General features: G+C 66.2%; 13 protein-coding genes. 3 read left to right on the forward strand and 10 right to left on the reverse strand.

The features are described from left to right. Positions 1 to 67: 67 nt before the first annotated feature. From atzF to IDF66_RS04940, 5 genes are all read right to left on the reverse strand, one after another. The gene (atzF, locus tag IDF66_RS04920; protein WP_190265891.1) at positions 68 to 1723 is read right to left on the reverse strand and encodes an allophanate hydrolase; all 1656 of its coding nucleotides are present in this window, start codon (positions 1721 to 1723) and stop codon (positions 68 to 70) included. Further along, a complete protein-coding gene (locus IDF66_RS04925) occupies positions 1720 to 3774 on the reverse strand; it encodes a 5-oxoprolinase/urea amidolyase family protein (protein WP_190265892.1) in 2055 nt (684 codons plus the stop codon). Before IDF66_RS04925 ends, atzF begins: the two co-directional genes overlap by 4 nt. 31 nt (positions 3775 to 3805) lie before the next feature. Next, positions 3806 to 4471 (reverse strand): urea amidolyase associated protein UAAP2, encoded by a 666-nt coding sequence (locus tag IDF66_RS04930; RefSeq protein WP_190265893.1) that lies wholly within the window; start codon positions 4469 to 4471, stop codon positions 3806 to 3808. Positions 4472 to 4501: 30 nt separating this feature from the next. Then, positions 4502 to 5347 carry an urea amidolyase associated protein UAAP1 gene (locus tag IDF66_RS04935; RefSeq protein ID WP_190265894.1) on the reverse strand — a complete coding sequence of 282 codons (846 nt, stop codon included), beginning with the start codon at positions 5345 to 5347 and terminating at the stop codon, positions 4502 to 4504. Between the two features lie 142 nt (positions 5348 to 5489). Continuing rightward, the gene (locus IDF66_RS04940; protein WP_190265895.1) at positions 5490 to 7031 is read right to left on the reverse strand and encodes an amino acid permease; all 1542 of its coding nucleotides are present in this window, start codon (positions 7029 to 7031) and stop codon (positions 5490 to 5492) included. A gap of 227 nt (positions 7032 to 7258) precedes the next feature. Between IDF66_RS04940 and IDF66_RS04945 the strand changes: the two genes are divergently transcribed. After that, the gene (locus IDF66_RS04945) at positions 7259 to 7906 is read left to right on the forward strand and encodes a TetR/AcrR family transcriptional regulator (protein WP_190265896.1); all 648 of its coding nucleotides are present in this window, start codon (positions 7259 to 7261) and stop codon (positions 7904 to 7906) included. Between the two features lie 31 nt (positions 7907 to 7937). Here the strand turns inward: IDF66_RS04945 and IDF66_RS04950 are convergent, their stop codons facing one another. Both IDF66_RS04950 and IDF66_RS04955 read right to left on the reverse strand, forming a co-directional pair. After that, complete coding sequence (locus IDF66_RS04950; protein WP_190265897.1) at positions 7938 to 8300, reverse strand: hypothetical protein; 363 nt, start codon at positions 8298 to 8300, stop codon at positions 7938 to 7940. A 636-nt stretch (positions 8301 to 8936) separates the two neighbouring features. Further along, positions 8937 to 9437: a DUF4188 domain-containing protein gene (locus IDF66_RS04955; protein ID WP_190265898.1), complete on the reverse strand. Its 501-nt coding sequence runs from the start codon at positions 9435 to 9437 to the stop codon at positions 8937 to 8939. Between the two features lie 70 nt (positions 9438 to 9507). Here IDF66_RS04955 and IDF66_RS04960 point away from each other — a divergent pair, with 70 nt between their 5' ends. Next, the gene (locus IDF66_RS04960; protein ID WP_223309112.1) at positions 9508 to 10164 is read left to right on the forward strand and encodes a TetR/AcrR family transcriptional regulator; all 657 of its coding nucleotides are present in this window, start codon (positions 9508 to 9510) and stop codon (positions 10162 to 10164) included. 29 nt (positions 10165 to 10193) lie between these two features. Further along, entirely contained in the window at positions 10194 to 10697 is a 504-nt protein-coding gene (locus IDF66_RS04965; RefSeq protein WP_164311017.1) for a MarR family transcriptional regulator, read from the forward strand. 41 nt (positions 10698 to 10738) lie between these two features. Here IDF66_RS04965 and mmsB read toward each other — a convergent pair whose 3' ends face one another. The 3 genes from mmsB to IDF66_RS04980 are packed head-to-tail and all read right to left on the reverse strand — an operon-like array spanning position 10739 to position 14381. Then, positions 10739 to 11608, reverse strand: coding sequence for a 3-hydroxyisobutyrate dehydrogenase (mmsB, locus tag IDF66_RS04970; RefSeq protein ID WP_190265899.1), 870 nt, complete (start codon positions 11606 to 11608; stop codon positions 10739 to 10741). A gap of 44 nt (positions 11609 to 11652) precedes the next feature. Further along, complete coding sequence (locus tag IDF66_RS04975) at positions 11653 to 12819, reverse strand: acyl-CoA dehydrogenase family protein (protein WP_190266318.1); 1167 nt, start codon at positions 12817 to 12819, stop codon at positions 11653 to 11655. A gap of 5 nt (positions 12820 to 12824) precedes the next feature. Next, positions 12825 to 14381 (reverse strand): CoA-acylating methylmalonate-semialdehyde dehydrogenase, encoded by a 1557-nt coding sequence (locus tag IDF66_RS04980; protein WP_190265900.1) that lies wholly within the window; start codon positions 14379 to 14381, stop codon positions 12825 to 12827. Positions 14382 to 14512: the final 131 nt, after the last annotated feature.

The raw sequence follows: 14512 nt of genomic DNA on the forward strand, positions 1-14512 counted from the left end.
GTTCGTGAGGTAAAGGCGATTTCGGAGAATTGGCCGACTCACGTCTGTCGGGGCGACCCTCCCACTGTCACCAGCGCGTTCGGTCCAGTCGTTCCCCGGTTTCGGCCGCGTCTGCCGCACAACCGAATCCGACCACCCATCGGCCATCGGAGAGTTCGACGCTCCCCAGCATCATCGGGGCCGGTAGCTCCGCGAGGAACTCCCCCAGAGCAGTCGGCGACAGTGTCCACACCTCTCCGTGAATGCCCCGACCGTGTTCGGGGTCGCGGACCAGGCCAGGCTTGACGGGGGTGGTGTCCAGCGCCACGAGTCGGTAGGAAGGCGCGGTACAGACCTCACCCGACCACCGCGCTCCGCGGTCAGACAGTTCGTGGGTCAGCGGACCCCCGCGCATGTGCGCACCGAACACCGCGAGTTCGGTTGCCGGGGCTCCACTCGCCTCCGGCCAGGCCGGTCCGGCATCGGCGGTGCCGTCGAGAAACCGGCGCGCGAGATCGGTGATCACCGCATCGTCGTGTGCACGCCCCAGGAATGTGACGCCGAATTGCGCGCGCGTACCGTCGCTCTCGTCGATCTCGCCGGCAGGCACGGCCAGTCCGCACAGGTCGAAGAGATTGCAGAAATTCGTGTAGGTGCCCATCCGGGAGTTCACCCCGATCGGGTCCGCGGCCACCTCGGCCAGCGTGGGGTGCAACGGCGCCGTCGGCACCAGCAGGGCATCGGCATCACCCCACTCCACCATCGACTCGATGCGAAGCCCCCCAAGACGACGACGGGCACGCAACAGCTCCACCGCACCGAAACGTTTTGCACCGCTGATGATCCCGGACACCACATGGTCCAGCCCACACCCGGCGGCGTCGACGAACTCTCCGACCGCATCGTACCGCTCGGCGACCAGGGCATCCTCGTACAGCAGCTTCGCCGCAGCGAGGAAAGGCCCGAGGTCGATGGGCTTGATCCGTAGTCCCGCGGCCTCGGCCCGGGTGACCGCGGCACCGAAGGCATCACGCCACGCGTCGTCGAGTTCGGGCAGGTCTGCGGGTACCGCGACGGTCGGCTGCTCGGCGGCGGCCAGTCGCGTGGTCGGACCGAACGGTCGCGGCCCCTGCGCTCCGGCCATCACCGCCATCGCCCGATTCGCGAGATCGATGTCCGCCGCGAAGATGGTCGCCGTGTCGTAACTCGCGCAGGCGGGCACCACACCCGCTGTCGAGACCACACCCAGCGTCGGCTTGATCCCGATGATTCCCTGCAGGCCCGCGGGCACCCGCCCCGACCCCGCCGTGTCGGTCCCGATCGCGATGTCGGCGAACCCCAGGGCCACGGCGACGGCCGAACCGGAGCTCGATCCACCCGAGATCCGATCGGGACGTCGTGAATCCCGAACGGCCCCATACGGACTCCGGGTGCCAACGAGTCCGGTGGCGAACTGGTCGAGGTTGGTCTTGCCGATCACCACCGCCCCGGCGGAGCGTAGCGCGGCGACAGCCGGGGCGTCGACCGACGGCACGAACTCATAGTCGGGGCACGCGGCGGTCGTAGGGAGGCCCGCGACGTCGACATTGTCCTTGACCGCGAGGACGATTCCCGCCAGGGGCCCTCCCGCGGCCAGCGACTCCCGGTGGTCGGCCTCCACGTCGGCGCAGGGACGCAGAGTGATGAACACCTCCGGACGGTCGGCCTCGTCGATGAGCCGGTAGATGTCGGTGATCCTGCTCATGCGACCTTCCCCTGTTCTGCGACCTCCCCTTGTCCGACGGCGTCGGTCAGTGCATGACCCGCCGGAACTCCTGCGAACTCACCCTGACGCGACCAACGCTCGCGCTCCTCGGCACGCGCTGCCTCCATCGTGGCACGCCTCTCCGCGATCTCGGTGGCGTTCTCATCGAGGAACTGCTGGTGGTCGGCGAGCGAGAAGGTGCCTTCGGTGATCCGCACGCTGTCGCCGCGACCGGCCGCGACGTCTGCCCGCATCTCGAGGAGTTCGTCCGAACTCACCGGATACCAACGGATCTGGTCGAAGAACCGGAGCAGCCAGGGGTGCTCCGGGTCGAACCCCGGCGCAGGCGACGGGTATCGGTGGTTCCACACCTGTGTGGTGCGCCCGACGAACTGGTACCCGCCGGGCCCTTCCATGCCGTAGATGCACATGTAGGCGCCCCCGATCCCGACTGCGTTCTCCGGCGTCCAGGTGCGCGCCGGGTTGTATTTGGTGGTGACCAGGCGATGACGCGGATCGAGCGGCACGGCAACCGGAGCGCCCAGGTAGACATCGCCCAGCCCCAGCACCAGATAGCTCGCGTCGAACACGATCTCGTGGACATCGTCCACGGACCCCAGACCGTTCATCCGGCGGATGAACTCGATGTTCCACGGACACCACGGTGCGTCGGAACGAACACCGAGCATGTATCGCTCGATGGCCTCGCGGGTTGCCGGGTCGTCCCATGACAGCGGTAGATGCACGGTCCGGCTCGGGACGACGAGATCTTCCGCGGCCGGCAACTGGCTCTCGCACTCGTTGAGCCAAGCGAGCATTCGCCCCTGCGACCAGACATCGGGGTCCGCCTTGATCTGCAGTGACCGGATTCCCGGCGTGAGGTCGATGAGTCCGGCTGGACGCTCTGCGTCGATCCGCTCGCTCAGTGCGTGCACCCGGGCGCGCAACGCGAGGTCGAGGTGCATGTCGCCGTACTCGACGAGGATGTTGTCGTCGCCGCTGCGGCGGTAGGTGACCGAGGTGGAGCCGTCCGCGGTGGTGGTGGAGCCGAGGATGCCGCCGTCCGGATCCCCGCCCGAGGAGAGAACATCCACAAAGCACGCGCGGCGTCCCAACCCGGTCTCCGACGGTGACGCGGTCCGATCGCTGCGCACCGGCACGAACGTCACCGTGTCACCGGGCTTGAGCTGTCCGAGCTTCCAGCGCTGAGCGGTCACGACGGTGACCGGGCAGACGAAGCCGCCGAGGCTCGGCCCGTCCGGTCCGAGCAGGATCGGCGTGTCGCCGGTGAAATCCAGCGCACCGACCGAATAGGCGTTGTCGTGGATGTTCGACGGGTGCAGGCCCGCCTCACCGCCGTCGGTCCGGGCCCACTGCGGTTTCGGACCGGTCAGCCGGATACCGGTGCGGTCGGAGTTGAAATGCACCTCGTATGCCGTACCGAGGATGTCCTCGATGTCGGCGGCGGTGAAGAACTCCGGTGCGCTGTGCGGGCCGACGGTGACGCCGAGTTGCCACGTGTGGGTGAAAGCCGGCTGCTCGTCACCGAGGACGCGCCTGGCCGTGCCGGTCGACAGTCGCGCAGGCGTCAGTTCGTCGCCGTCGTCGAGCCTGCGACCGTTGTGACCGCCGAACCGCCCGAGAGTGAAGGTCGACTTGCTACCGAGATAGTCCTCCGCGTCGACCCCGCCGGAGACGGCGACGTAGACGCGCATGCCCAGGTCGGCCACCGCACCGACGTCGAGGACGTCGCCGTCCTCGACCGTGATCGGCACCCATTGCGGCACAATCGATCCGTTGACGGTGACCACCGCGGGTGCACCGGTGACCGCCACCCGCGCCGCCTCCGCGAAGCGCAGGGCGGGGCCCATCATGGTGGCCTCGAGCGCCGCCGCGTGATCGGGATTGCCCACCGCTTGGTTGGCCAGTCGGAACGAGAGGTCGTCCATCGGTCCCGAGGGCGGCACACCGACCTTCCAGTAGCCGACCCGGCCGGGCCAGTCCTGAATGGTGGTGAGCGGCCCCGCACGGAGAACGGTGATGGTGGCCATGGGGAGTCAGCTCCTCGTGTCTGTTCGCGGTCTAGCCCGCTGCGGGACGTGTGACGATGACGCGGACCGCGGTCGGGTCGAATCCGTTGCAGGGGTTGTTGATCTGTGGGCAGTTGGAGATCAGCACCAGGGTGTCGACGTCGGCGCGCAACGCGACCCGCTTGCCGGGTGCGGACAGCCCGTCCACGATGCCGAGGGAACCGTCGGGATCGACCGGCACGTTCATGAAGAAGTTGACGTTGCCGACGAGGTCTCGTTTGCCGAGGCCGTGCCGCGCACCGCCGATGAGGAAGTTCTCCACACAGGCGTGCTGATGTTTGGTGTGGTGGCCGTAGCGCAACGTGTTGGACTCTTGCGAGCAGGCGCCACCGAGCGTGTCGTGATTACCCACCTCGTCGCCGACGATGGTCATCATCGGAGCGGATTCCTGGTCGCGGATCACCGTTCCGGTGGTGAGGAAGATGTTTCCCTGCGCGGCGATGGTGGCCTGTGCGGAGTATCGGATCGTGTGGTCGTGGCCGCCGTAGAAGAGGGTGTCGACGGCCTGGTTTCCGTAGAGGTCGACGATGGTCAGCACGTCGCCGGCGGCGATGACGCCGGACCACGGGGCCCGCTCGCCGACCTCGGCGTCGTCGATCACCGCACCGGGCACGAGGGCCTGGTCGGCCGCGTCAGGTTGAGACATGGTGGTGGTCATGGTGTTCTCCTTGCAGAGTCGGACGGGTGCTCAGAAATGGGCCGCGGCCCAGGCGTCTTCGGAGTTCGCCACGGCGCGCTGGTATTCCGGATCGGTCGAGCCGACCGACGACAGCAGGTCGCCGAGGTCGTCGGGAGCGTGCCAGCCGAGCACCTCGAGGGGGCCTGCGGTGAACACCGGCGCGGGATCGAGGGGATGTGCGGTGTTGACGATCGCAACGATGCACGGCAGATGCAGGATCAGGTCGACGGACTTGTCCAGCCCCGCCGAGCCCTTGGACGTCAGCGTGCCGTCTGCCTCCACCACGACGCCGTGGAAGAACGAGAGCGACGGCGCCACGTCGGCTGCGCCCAGCCCGTTCTTGGCAGCGGCCAGGGTGAACAGCTCTCGTCCGGCCGGGCTGTCCGAATGAGCTGCTCCGGCACCGTACTTGGCCAGATTCGATCCCAAGGTGGTGGTACCGCACAGGGCGTCGTGATGGGCGCTGTCGTCGGCGACCACGGTGGCCAGCACCCGGCCCTGGTCGCTGAGCAACGGGTGCCCGGTGGTGACGTATGCCTGCCACGGCACCTTCACGGTATCGGCGACGTTGAGCCGCTCCCACGGTGCGTCCACACGCCACAGCATCAGGTGTGCGCAGGCGCTGCCGGTGACGTCGCGCAGGCGTAGCCGGGTGCCACGGGCCAGCACCTTGCTGGTGTAGCGGCCGCCGGGAACTGTTTCGGCCCAGGTCAATTGGGATGGATCGAGGTCGGCGGGCGGATTCGGCCAGGCGCTGGCAGGTACCACCGGCATCGAGTCGGTGAGGGTACCGGCCTGTGAGCGTGCATGCTCACGGGCGCCTGCGGTGCTGGCGGTGGTTGCGATGCTGGACATGGTGATGAAACTCCTTGCAGGTGGAATGGGTGGTCGACCGTCGAGACGCTCGCGAGCTCGCTCCTCATGGATCGAGAGACGTGGCGGTTCCGGGCGCCCGGTCCCTCACGTGTGAGCGAAACGAATCACGCAGGGCGGGCGACTACACGCCGACGGTGACCGGCTTGGGGTGTTCCTTGCCCCGCGGGAAGCAGGCGATGCCGACGAGCACGGTGACCGCGATGCAGATCGGACCCGCCCACCGCAGGATCGGCATCTCCCCTGCCGGATCGAACACCTCGGCCCGCGGCCAGGAGAGGTTGACCACCATCAGCGCCCCGTACAGGACCGCGAGGAGGTTCACGACGATGCCGAGTCGACCCATCGAGAACAGCTTCTTGCCCTCGGCATCCACCGCTACGCCGCCCTTCGGCCAACCCTGGAATCGGCGGTAGAGCATCGGCGCGGTGACGGCGAGGTAGGCCAGGTAGATGAGGATGATGCAGACGCTGGCAAGGGTCGCGAAGATCGCCGAATTGCCGACGTTGACCACGAGGATGCCGATGCAGAGCAATCCGATCAGGATCGAGGGTGCAATCGGGGTGCCGGTGCGTTCGTTCACGTGGGACAACGTCGTGGAGAACGGGAGCCGTCCGTCGCGAGCCATCGAGAACATCAGCCGCGAGCACGCCGTCTGGATCGCCAGGGTGCAGATGAAGATGGCGACGGCGACATCGCACAGCAGCACCTTGCCCCAGAAGCTGCCGAGAACCGAGTCGAGAACGTAGGGCAGACCACCGGTGGCGAGTTCGTCGTCAAGGGTGGGTGCCGCCATCAGCGCACCGAGCAGCATCAGTCCGCCACCGATCGCGGAGACCGTCAGGGCGAGACGGATCGTTCGGGGAGCGACCCGGCGTGGATTCCTGGTCTCCTCGGCGAGTTCACCGGCCGAGCCGAAGCCGACCATGACGTAGGCGGCCATGAGGCCCGAGACGATGAACGCCCAGATGTAGCCCGGTTGCTGGCCGGGGATCCCGGTGTCGAAGACGACGTCGGGCCCGCGCTTGGCGTGGGTGAACAGCGCCAGGACCACCGCGACGACGCCGACGAGCTCGCAGGTGACGCCGATGTTGTTGATGCGGCTCATCCAGGAGATGCCGACGCAGTTGATGGCCGTGACGATCACGAGCAGGATCGACCCGAGCAGCACCGCGTTGGCGGCGCCGCTGGTACTGGTCAATGTCGGGTCGTCGCCGATGATCTGGAAACCGCTCCACACCGACGGCAGGACCACCTGCAGTGCGATGGCCGCGGCCGAGGCCGTGACGACCTGGGCGATCATCATGAACCAGCCGCCGAACCAGCCGATCACCTCTCCGCCCATGCGCCGCGACCACTGGTAGATGGCGCCCGAGATCGGATAGCGGGCGGCGATCTCCGCGAAGCAGAGCGCAACCAGGAACTGACCTGCGTAGACGATGGGCCACGTCCAGAAGAATGCCGGCCCGCCGAACCCGAAGCCCAGACCGAACAGCTGAAAGATCGTGGTGAGGATCGAGACGAAGGAGAAGCCGGCCGCGAACGACGCGAACGTGCCGAGCGAGCGGTGCAACTGTTGGTCGTAGCCGAACTCGGACAGATCATCGGCATCGCCGCCCGACGATGTCGGCGGCTCGGCCGGAGGGGTGATGGCGGTGGAGGTCATGTTCGTTCGCCTCTCTGCTGAGGGTCGGGAGCTCCACGGTGAGCTTTTATCTGTCGAGTGACAGATAAACCTCCGGCGATTTCTGTCGAATGACAGAATTGTTTCGAGCCGGAAAACGCGCGCTACGTCTGTGTAACACCACCCCAGGTCAGCGGATCGGCGCGGGTCGTAACGGTGCACTAGGGTGAATCTGTCGACCGACCGACAACAACACGAATGGGAACGAGATGGCGACGCCTCCGGCTTCTTCGCGCACAGCCGCGAGCCCGGGACGGCCACGACTGGTCAAACCCAAACGCCGGGGCGAGACCGCCCGCGAGGAGATCCTCGACGCCGCGGCCGAGTTGTTCACCCGGCACGGGTACACCGGGACGTCGACGCGGATGATCGCCGACGCCGTCGGGGTCCGGCAGGCATCGCTCTATCACTATTTCAAGACCAAGGACGACATCCTGGCCGCTCTGCTCGCGACCACTGTCGATCCCTCACTCGAGCAGGCGCGCGAACTCCTGGCGTCCGAAGGGGAACCGCTGCAACGCCTGCTCGATCTCGCGCGCTACGACGTCACGCAACTGGCGGCGGCACGGTGGAACATCGGAGCGCTCTATCTGTTGCCCGAGCTGGCCGACGACAGGTTCGGTGAGTTCCGCGCCGCCCGCCAGGAATTGTCGGCCGCATATGAAGCGCTCGCCACCGCGGCCCTGGCCGACGTGTCCGACACCCGTGGACTGTTGCCTTTCCGGCTCGTCGAGTCGGTCATCATGATGCGGTCCGACGAGACACGCGGCGAACTCGGCGCTCATACGGTCACCGGACTGGTCGACACCATCGTGGGCGCCATCGAGATGCTGATGGAGCACAAGCCGGCCGACTGACGTCGACCGGCTTGTGCTGGTTCAGTAGGAGTCAGGAGAGACTCCCGTCCGGCTCGAAATCCCACTTCGAGCAGCCGTAGACGACGTTGTCGACGTATGACGAGGTGCTGGCCGAGCCGTTCCGCACGCCGTATTCACCAACCCATGCGCGCGGATTCTGGTCCGCGATCTGCGACAGGGTCAACAGCTTGTCCCTGGTGGGCAAGCCTGCAATGGGGTTCGTGCTCCACCACTGGCCGCTCGCGAGATCCGGGTTCGTCACCCAGCTGTTGGCACCCGCGTTGCCGTTCTTGGAGGGCTGCCAGACGAGCGTGGTGAATCCCCCGAGCACTGAATCGGTCCGCTTCGCATCACGGATCCTGATCTGGAAAGTCGCGGACGTTCCCTTGTACATGAATCCGAGGGCATTCCGTTCCCTCGCCAATTGCGTCAACGGAGTGCTGAATCCGGGATGGAACAGGCTTGCTGGACCCTGACTGTTCTCCAGTTTCAGTGACCCCTTTCCCGAATTGCCATCACCCGGGCCGCTCACGAATTTCGGTTCGTACCCATCCAGTCGAGTCCAGCCCCAGGTGGCGATCGGTGGAGAAACGTTTGTGTGAATGCAGGGGAATCCCGGTGGCAGTACCTGATCGAGGCTTCCGTTGGGACCGGCGTTCGCGGTGGTGACACCGGGGAGGACAGAAAATGCGGCTACCGAGATCGCCGTAATCGAGAGTCGTGCGGCAAGTGACAGACGAGCGCGGGAAATCATGGATACCTCCTACGTAGAAAATGAGCGAGAATACTCGTCGCGCATCAGTTCTCCACACGTCGCGCACGCCCCGTCGAGCGAGGTTCTTCACTCGAATCACGGTGTGGGGATGTCGAATACACTATGACAGCGAAACATCACCTGCCTCAGCCGGCCGAGGGGGAATTCTCCGGTCCATTACCGGGCAATCATATTCCGCTGCCGAAGGCCCCCGTCCGGCGTTTAACGATGATTGATGGTGCGCTTGACATTCTCGAATCGCCGATGGGATCGCAATTATTGCCCGGAAAACATTTCCGTCGAACCTTCGGTCCGCGCCATCCGCCGCGCTGCCGTCGACTCCGCCGGCCCGACCGGCCGAGCACCCACGGCCTCGGCCAAACCCCACGGCGACATCCCGCTGCTCACCGTCTCGTGCTCCCCGATCACGTAGGTCTCGTGCCAGATACCGACGGAATCGGCGTCGGCGAATCGCTTGGCGAACGACCGCCAGGCCGGTAGGTGGGGCCCGTCCGAATCTGCTGCGAACCGTTGCAGCGCGGCAGGTGATCGCCAGTACGAGACGACCATGATCGATGGTCCGAAGTACATGCGATAGGTGAGCATCCCGGCGTCTGCATGCCTGCGCAGATGTATGAGCATGCGCGGCATCGCCAGGACGACCGACAACCACGCCCGGACACGCAGCGGATGGGTCACCCGCATCCCGATGAGGAAGAGGGTCGTCCCCGCGGGAGGAGGGACATTGGTGATCCGGCGGGCATCGGGTGCGGGCATGGCAGCCTCCTGTGGTTCCGAAACGTTCTATAACGTCGTTACGAAACAACGTTATGAAACAATCGCGGGCATGGCAAGACCCAAGGTGCACACCGAGGAACTTCGCGATCGCCTCCTCGACGAGGCGGTTCGAGTGGTGAGCGAGCACGGCCTCGCCGCACTGTCGGTGCGCGATGTCGCCCGCGTGGCGGGGACGTCGACGACGGCGGTGTACTCACTCCTCGGCAACAAAGAGGGCCTCGCCCGCGGAGTGTTGACCCGGTCCTTCGAATCATTCGCCACCGCACAGGAATCCGTGGCCACGGGCGACGACACCAGCGACCTTGTCGGGCTCGGCACGGCGTATGTCGGGTGGGCCCTGGACAACCCGCGGCTCTACGAGATCATGTTCGGAGAAGCCCTCGCGGGTATCGCGCCAACCGCCGAGACGGAAGCCGCGGCGGCACGCGCGATCGCGCCGCTGCGCGACGGGGTCACGGCGGCGATGGAGTCCGGCCTGTTCCGCCGGGCAGACGTCGACACGGTGGTCGCGTCGCTGTGGGCTCAGGTCCACGGCACGGCAATGCTGCTGCTGTCCGGGCACTTTCCTGCCGGAGCGGACCCCGTGGCCGCGGCGAAGGCGGTGATCGACGGCTGGCGCACCGATCCGGTTCACGCCGATCCCGGCGCAGGCACGTCCACAGGGAACCGGGACGCGAACGCGACCGGGACCCTGCGTGGCCACTGACGGCTCATGCAATGGCTAAGGTGATCTGCATGGCAGGCCGCAGCATGCGTTTCGACCCGATCGCCGAAGCGCGTCAGAACTGGTCCGATGCCGGCTGGGCCGACGTCGCCGACGGGATGGTCGCGGTCACCTCGGTCATGCGCGCCCATCAGATCCTGCTGGCCCGCGTCGAATCGGCGTTACGACCCTACGATCTGAGCTTCTCCCGTTTCGAACTGCTACGGCTGCTGGCATTCTCACGACAGGGCGCCTTGCCGATCACCAAGGCGAGTGACCGGCTTCAGGTTCACGTCACGAGCGTCACGCACGCGATCCGGCGCCTCGAGGAGGCCAAGCTGGTGCGCCGCGTGCCTCATCCGACCGATGGACGCACGACTCTGGTGGAGATCACCGACCTCGGCCGCTCGACCGTCGAGGACGCGACCGCGACGCTCAACACCGAGGTGTTCGGCGACGTCGGGATGAGCGACGACGAGATGGCCGCGATGGTGACGGCGATTCAGTCGCTCAGGCGAGACGCCGGCGACTTCTGACCCTCGCCTGACGTCAGAAACGTCATTGCGTGGGTGCGGGTTCAGTGCAGCGACGTGATGATCGCGCTGAAGTCGAGGTCGGAGTGCTGTTCGGCAAAAGCCTTGTACAGCTGGGCCGCATGCGTACCGAGTGGCGCCCGCGACCCGGTGCCGGCCACCGCATCCATGGCCAGCCCCAGATCCTTGTTCATCAATGCCGTCGCGAAGCCGGGCTTGAAATCGTTGTTCACCGGTGAGGTCGGGACCGGGCCGGGAACCGGACAATTGGTCTGGACCGCCCAGCAGTTGCCGGTGGCGCCGGTGATCACGTCGTAGAGGGCCTGGTCGGAGAGTCCGAGCTTCTCGGCGAGCACGAATGCCTCGCCGACCGCGATCTGCTGAACGGCGAGCACCATGTTGTTGCACACCTTGGCAGCCTGGCCTGCACCGGCAGAACCACAGTGGATCACCTTGCCCGCCATCGGGTCCAGCGTCGAGCGCGCAGTGATGAACGCGTCGTCCGCACCGCCGACCATGAAGGCGAGCGTGCCCGCGACCGCACCCTTCACCCCACCGGACACCGGGGCGTCGAGCTGGGCGAAGCCGTGCTCGGCGGCCTGCTGGTTGATCTCTCGCGCATCATCGACCGAGATGGTCGAGCTGTCGATGAAGAGCGCGCCGGTCGGCGACGCCGGCAAGATGTCCGCGTAGCACTTCTTCACGATCGGCCCGCTCGGGAGCATCGTGATCACGACTTCGGCTGCCGCCACGGCCTCGACCGCCGTCGGGAAGGTCTCGACACCGTTCCCCTGCGCAGTCGTCACCGCCTCCGGCACCGGATCGAACCCGTGCACGGTGTGTCCGGCCGCCACCAGGTTGGCCGCCATCGGCCCACCCATGTTGCCCAGTCCCAGAAAGGCGATCGTCGTCATTGTCGAGTCTCCCAATGTGAATTCGGTTGTGCTGGTGAATCAGTTCAGTTCTCGCGATAGCGCGCGGCGATCGACCGTCCGACCACGACGCGCATGATCTCGTTCGTGCCCTCCAGTATCCGGTGCACACGGAGATCCCGGACGATCTTCTCCAGACCGTATTCGGTGAGATATCCGTATCCGCCGTGGAGTTGCAGCGCCTGATCGGCCACCGTGAAGCAGCTGTCGGTGACGAATCGTTTGGCCATCGCGCACTGCTCCACCTTGTCGGGTGCGCCGGCATCGAGGGCAGCTGCCGCCTGCCACAGCATCAAGCGCGAAGCCTGCAGGGACGTGGCCATGTCGGCGAGCGTGAACCGGATGGTCGGCTCGTCGATCAGCGCACCTCCGAATGCCTTCCTCGAAGCGACATATGTCGCGGCACGGTCGAACGCCGCCTGGGCACCGCCCAGGGAGGACGCCGCGATGTTGAGCCGGCCGCCGTTGAGGCCGTTCATCGCGATCCCGAAGCCGATGCCTTCCTCACCGCCGAGCAGATTGGCGGCAGGCACCCGGACCTCGTCGAGGATGACCTGCGCGGTTGGCTGGGCGTGCCAGCCCATCTTTCGCTCCTGCGCACCGAAACCCAGTCCCGGAGTGTTCTTTTCGACGAGGAAGGTGGAGATCCCACGGGCACCGCTGTCGCCGGTGCGGGCCATCAGCACGTAGACGTCGCTGGTACCCGCACCGGAGATGAACTGCTTGACGCCGGTGAGGACGTAGTCGTCGCCGGATCGGACCGCCCTGGTGGACAGCGCCGCCGCATCCGAGCCCGCGCCGGGCTCGGTGAGGCAGTAGCTCGCCACCGTTTCCATCGACGCGAGACGTGGAACCCAGTCGGCGCGCTGATCGTCGGTGCCGTAGTGATCGACCATCCAGGCACACATGTTGTGGATGGACAGAAACGCTGCGACAGCGGGATCCGCGGCGGCGAGGTGCTCGAAGATGCGAACGCCGTCGAGCCGACGCAGACCACTGCCGCCCACATCCTCCGAGCAGTAGATCGCACCCATGCCGAGCTCGGCCGCCTCGCGCAACTCGTCGACCGGAAAGTGGTGGTTCTCATCCCATTCCAGCGCGAACGGCGCCAGCCTCTTGGCCGCGAATCCGGCCGCGGTCTCGACGATGACGCGCTCGTCCGCGTCGAGACCGCCGTCGGTGATCATCGTCATCGACATCAATCCATCGTCGGGATGACGAACTCGGCGCCATCCTTGACACCGGACGGCCATCTGGTCGTGACGGTCTTGGTCTTGGTGTAGAACTGGACCGATGCCGGGCCGTGTTGGTTGAGGTCCCCGAATCCGGACCGCTTCCAGCCACCAAAGGTGTAGTACGCCACCGGAACCGGGATCGGCACGTTCACGCCGACCATGCCGACGTTGACCCGCGCGGTGAAGTCGCGGGCGGCGTCGCCGTCCTGCGTGAAGATCGCGACACCGTTGCCGTATTGGTGATCCGAGGCCAGCGCGAGCGCCTCCTCGTAGTCGGCGGCCCGCACGATCTGCAGCACCGGGCCGAAGATCTCGTCCGTGTAGCTCGTCATGTCCTTGGTGACATGATCGAAAAGCGTCGGCCCGATGAAGAACCCGTTCGAGAGGTCCTCGTCGCCGTACTGCTGCTCGTCACTACTCCGCTCACGCCCGTCGATGACGAGTTCGGCACCTTCCTCGACACCCTTGCCGATATAGCCCTTCACGCGCTCGAGCGCGGCGGCCGTGACCAACGGCCCGTAGTCGGCCTTGGGGTCGAGGCTGTGACCGACGCGCAACGCATTGACCTTGTCGACGAGCTTGGCCCGCAGGCGTTCTGCGGTCTGCTCACCGACCGGAACCGCGACGCTGATCGCCATGCACCGCTCGCCGGCACTGCCGTAGCCGGCGCCGATGAGCGCATCGACGGCCTGATCCATGTTGGCATCCGGCATGACGATCATGTGGTTCTTGGCGCCCCCGAAGCACTGTGAGCGCTTGCCGTTCGCGGCGGCCGTCGCGTAGATGTACTGCGCGATGTCGGAGCTGCCGACGAATCCGAGTGCCTGCACGTCAGGGTTGTTCAGCAGCGCATCGACCGATTCCTTGTCGCCGTGGACGACCTGGAAGACGCCGTCGGGCAGACCTGCCTCGCTGAAGAGTTCGGCCAGCCGTACGGGCACCGATGGATCGCGCTCACTGGGCTTGAGGATGAACGCGTTGCCACAGGCCAGCGCAGGCCCCGCCTTCCACAGCGGGATCATCGCCGGGAAGTTGAAGGGCGTGATGCCGGCGACCACGCCCAGCGGCTGGCGGATCGAGTGGACGTCGATGCCGCCGCCCGCGCCCTCGGTGAACTCACCCTTGAGCAAATGCGGGATGCCGATCGCGAACTCGATGACCTCGATACCGCGCTGGATGTCACCCTTGGCATCGGGATGGGTCTTGCCGTGCTCGAGCGAGAGCAGGGTGGCCAGTTCGTCGGCATTCTGGTTGACCAGATCGACAAAGCGCATCAGCACGCGGGCACGGCGCTGCGGGTTCCAGGCCGCCCACTCACGCTGCGCCTCGACGGCGGTGGCGACCGCGGCGTCGACCTCGGCGGTGTCGGCGAGCGGAACCCTGGCGGCGACGGCGCCGGTGCTGGGATTGAAGACGTCGGCGAAACGACCGTCGGTGGCGGTCACCAGGGCACCGTTCAGGAAGTGCGGAACGGTACGAACGGCGTCGGTGTGGACGTTGGCTGCATCAGTTGCGGACACGTGTAGATCACCTTGATTCACAGTCGGATGGCGAGCAGGCCGATGTGGCGTGCATCTCCCAATAGTAGGACATCCAAGTAAATCTGCAACCCCCTCCCATCTGCGAACTACCACCAGGCAGCGAGTTAGGG

It is taken from the genome of Gordonia hankookensis (genome assembly GCF_014673215.1).
GTDB lineage: Bacteria > Actinomycetota > Actinomycetes > Mycobacteriales > Mycobacteriaceae > Gordonia > Gordonia hankookensis.

Coding starts and splice junctions, on each gene's coding strand:
- IDF66_RS04925 (WP_190265892.1), bottom strand. CDS start 3,774: ATGGCCACCATCACCGTTCTCCGTGCGGGGCCGCTCACCACCATTCAG.
- IDF66_RS04975 (WP_190266318.1), bottom strand. CDS start 12,819: ATGACGATGATCACCGACGGCGGTCTCGACGCGGACGAGCGCGTCATC.
- IDF66_RS04955 (WP_190265898.1), bottom strand. CDS start 9,437: ATGCCCGCACCCGATGCCCGCCGGATCACCAATGTCCCTCCTCCCGCG.
- IDF66_RS04935 (WP_190265894.1), bottom strand. CDS start 5,347: ATGTCCAGCATCGCAACCACCGCCAGCACCGCAGGCGCCCGTGAGCAT.
- mmsB (WP_190265899.1), bottom strand. CDS start 11,608: ATGACGACGATCGCCTTTCTGGGACTGGGCAACATGGGTGGGCCGATG.
- atzF (WP_190265891.1), bottom strand. CDS start 1,723: ATGAGCAGGATCACCGACATCTACCGGCTCATCGACGAGGCCGACCGT.
- IDF66_RS04940 (WP_190265895.1), bottom strand. CDS start 7,031: ATGACCTCCACCGCCATCACCCCTCCGGCCGAGCCGCCGACATCGTCG.
- IDF66_RS04965 (WP_164311017.1), top strand. CDS start 10,194: ATGGCAGGCCGCAGCATGCGTTTCGACCCGATCGCCGAAGCGCGTCAG.
- IDF66_RS04945 (WP_190265896.1), top strand. CDS start 7,259: ATGGCGACGCCTCCGGCTTCTTCGCGCACAGCCGCGAGCCCGGGACGG.
- IDF66_RS04950 (WP_190265897.1), bottom strand. CDS start 8,300: ATGTACAAGGGAACGTCCGCGACTTTCCAGATCAGGATCCGTGATGCG.
- IDF66_RS04930 (WP_190265893.1), bottom strand. CDS start 4,471: ATGACCACCACCATGTCTCAACCTGACGCGGCCGACCAGGCCCTCGTG.
- IDF66_RS04960 (WP_223309112.1), top strand. CDS start 9,508: ATGGCAAGACCCAAGGTGCACACCGAGGAACTTCGCGATCGCCTCCTC.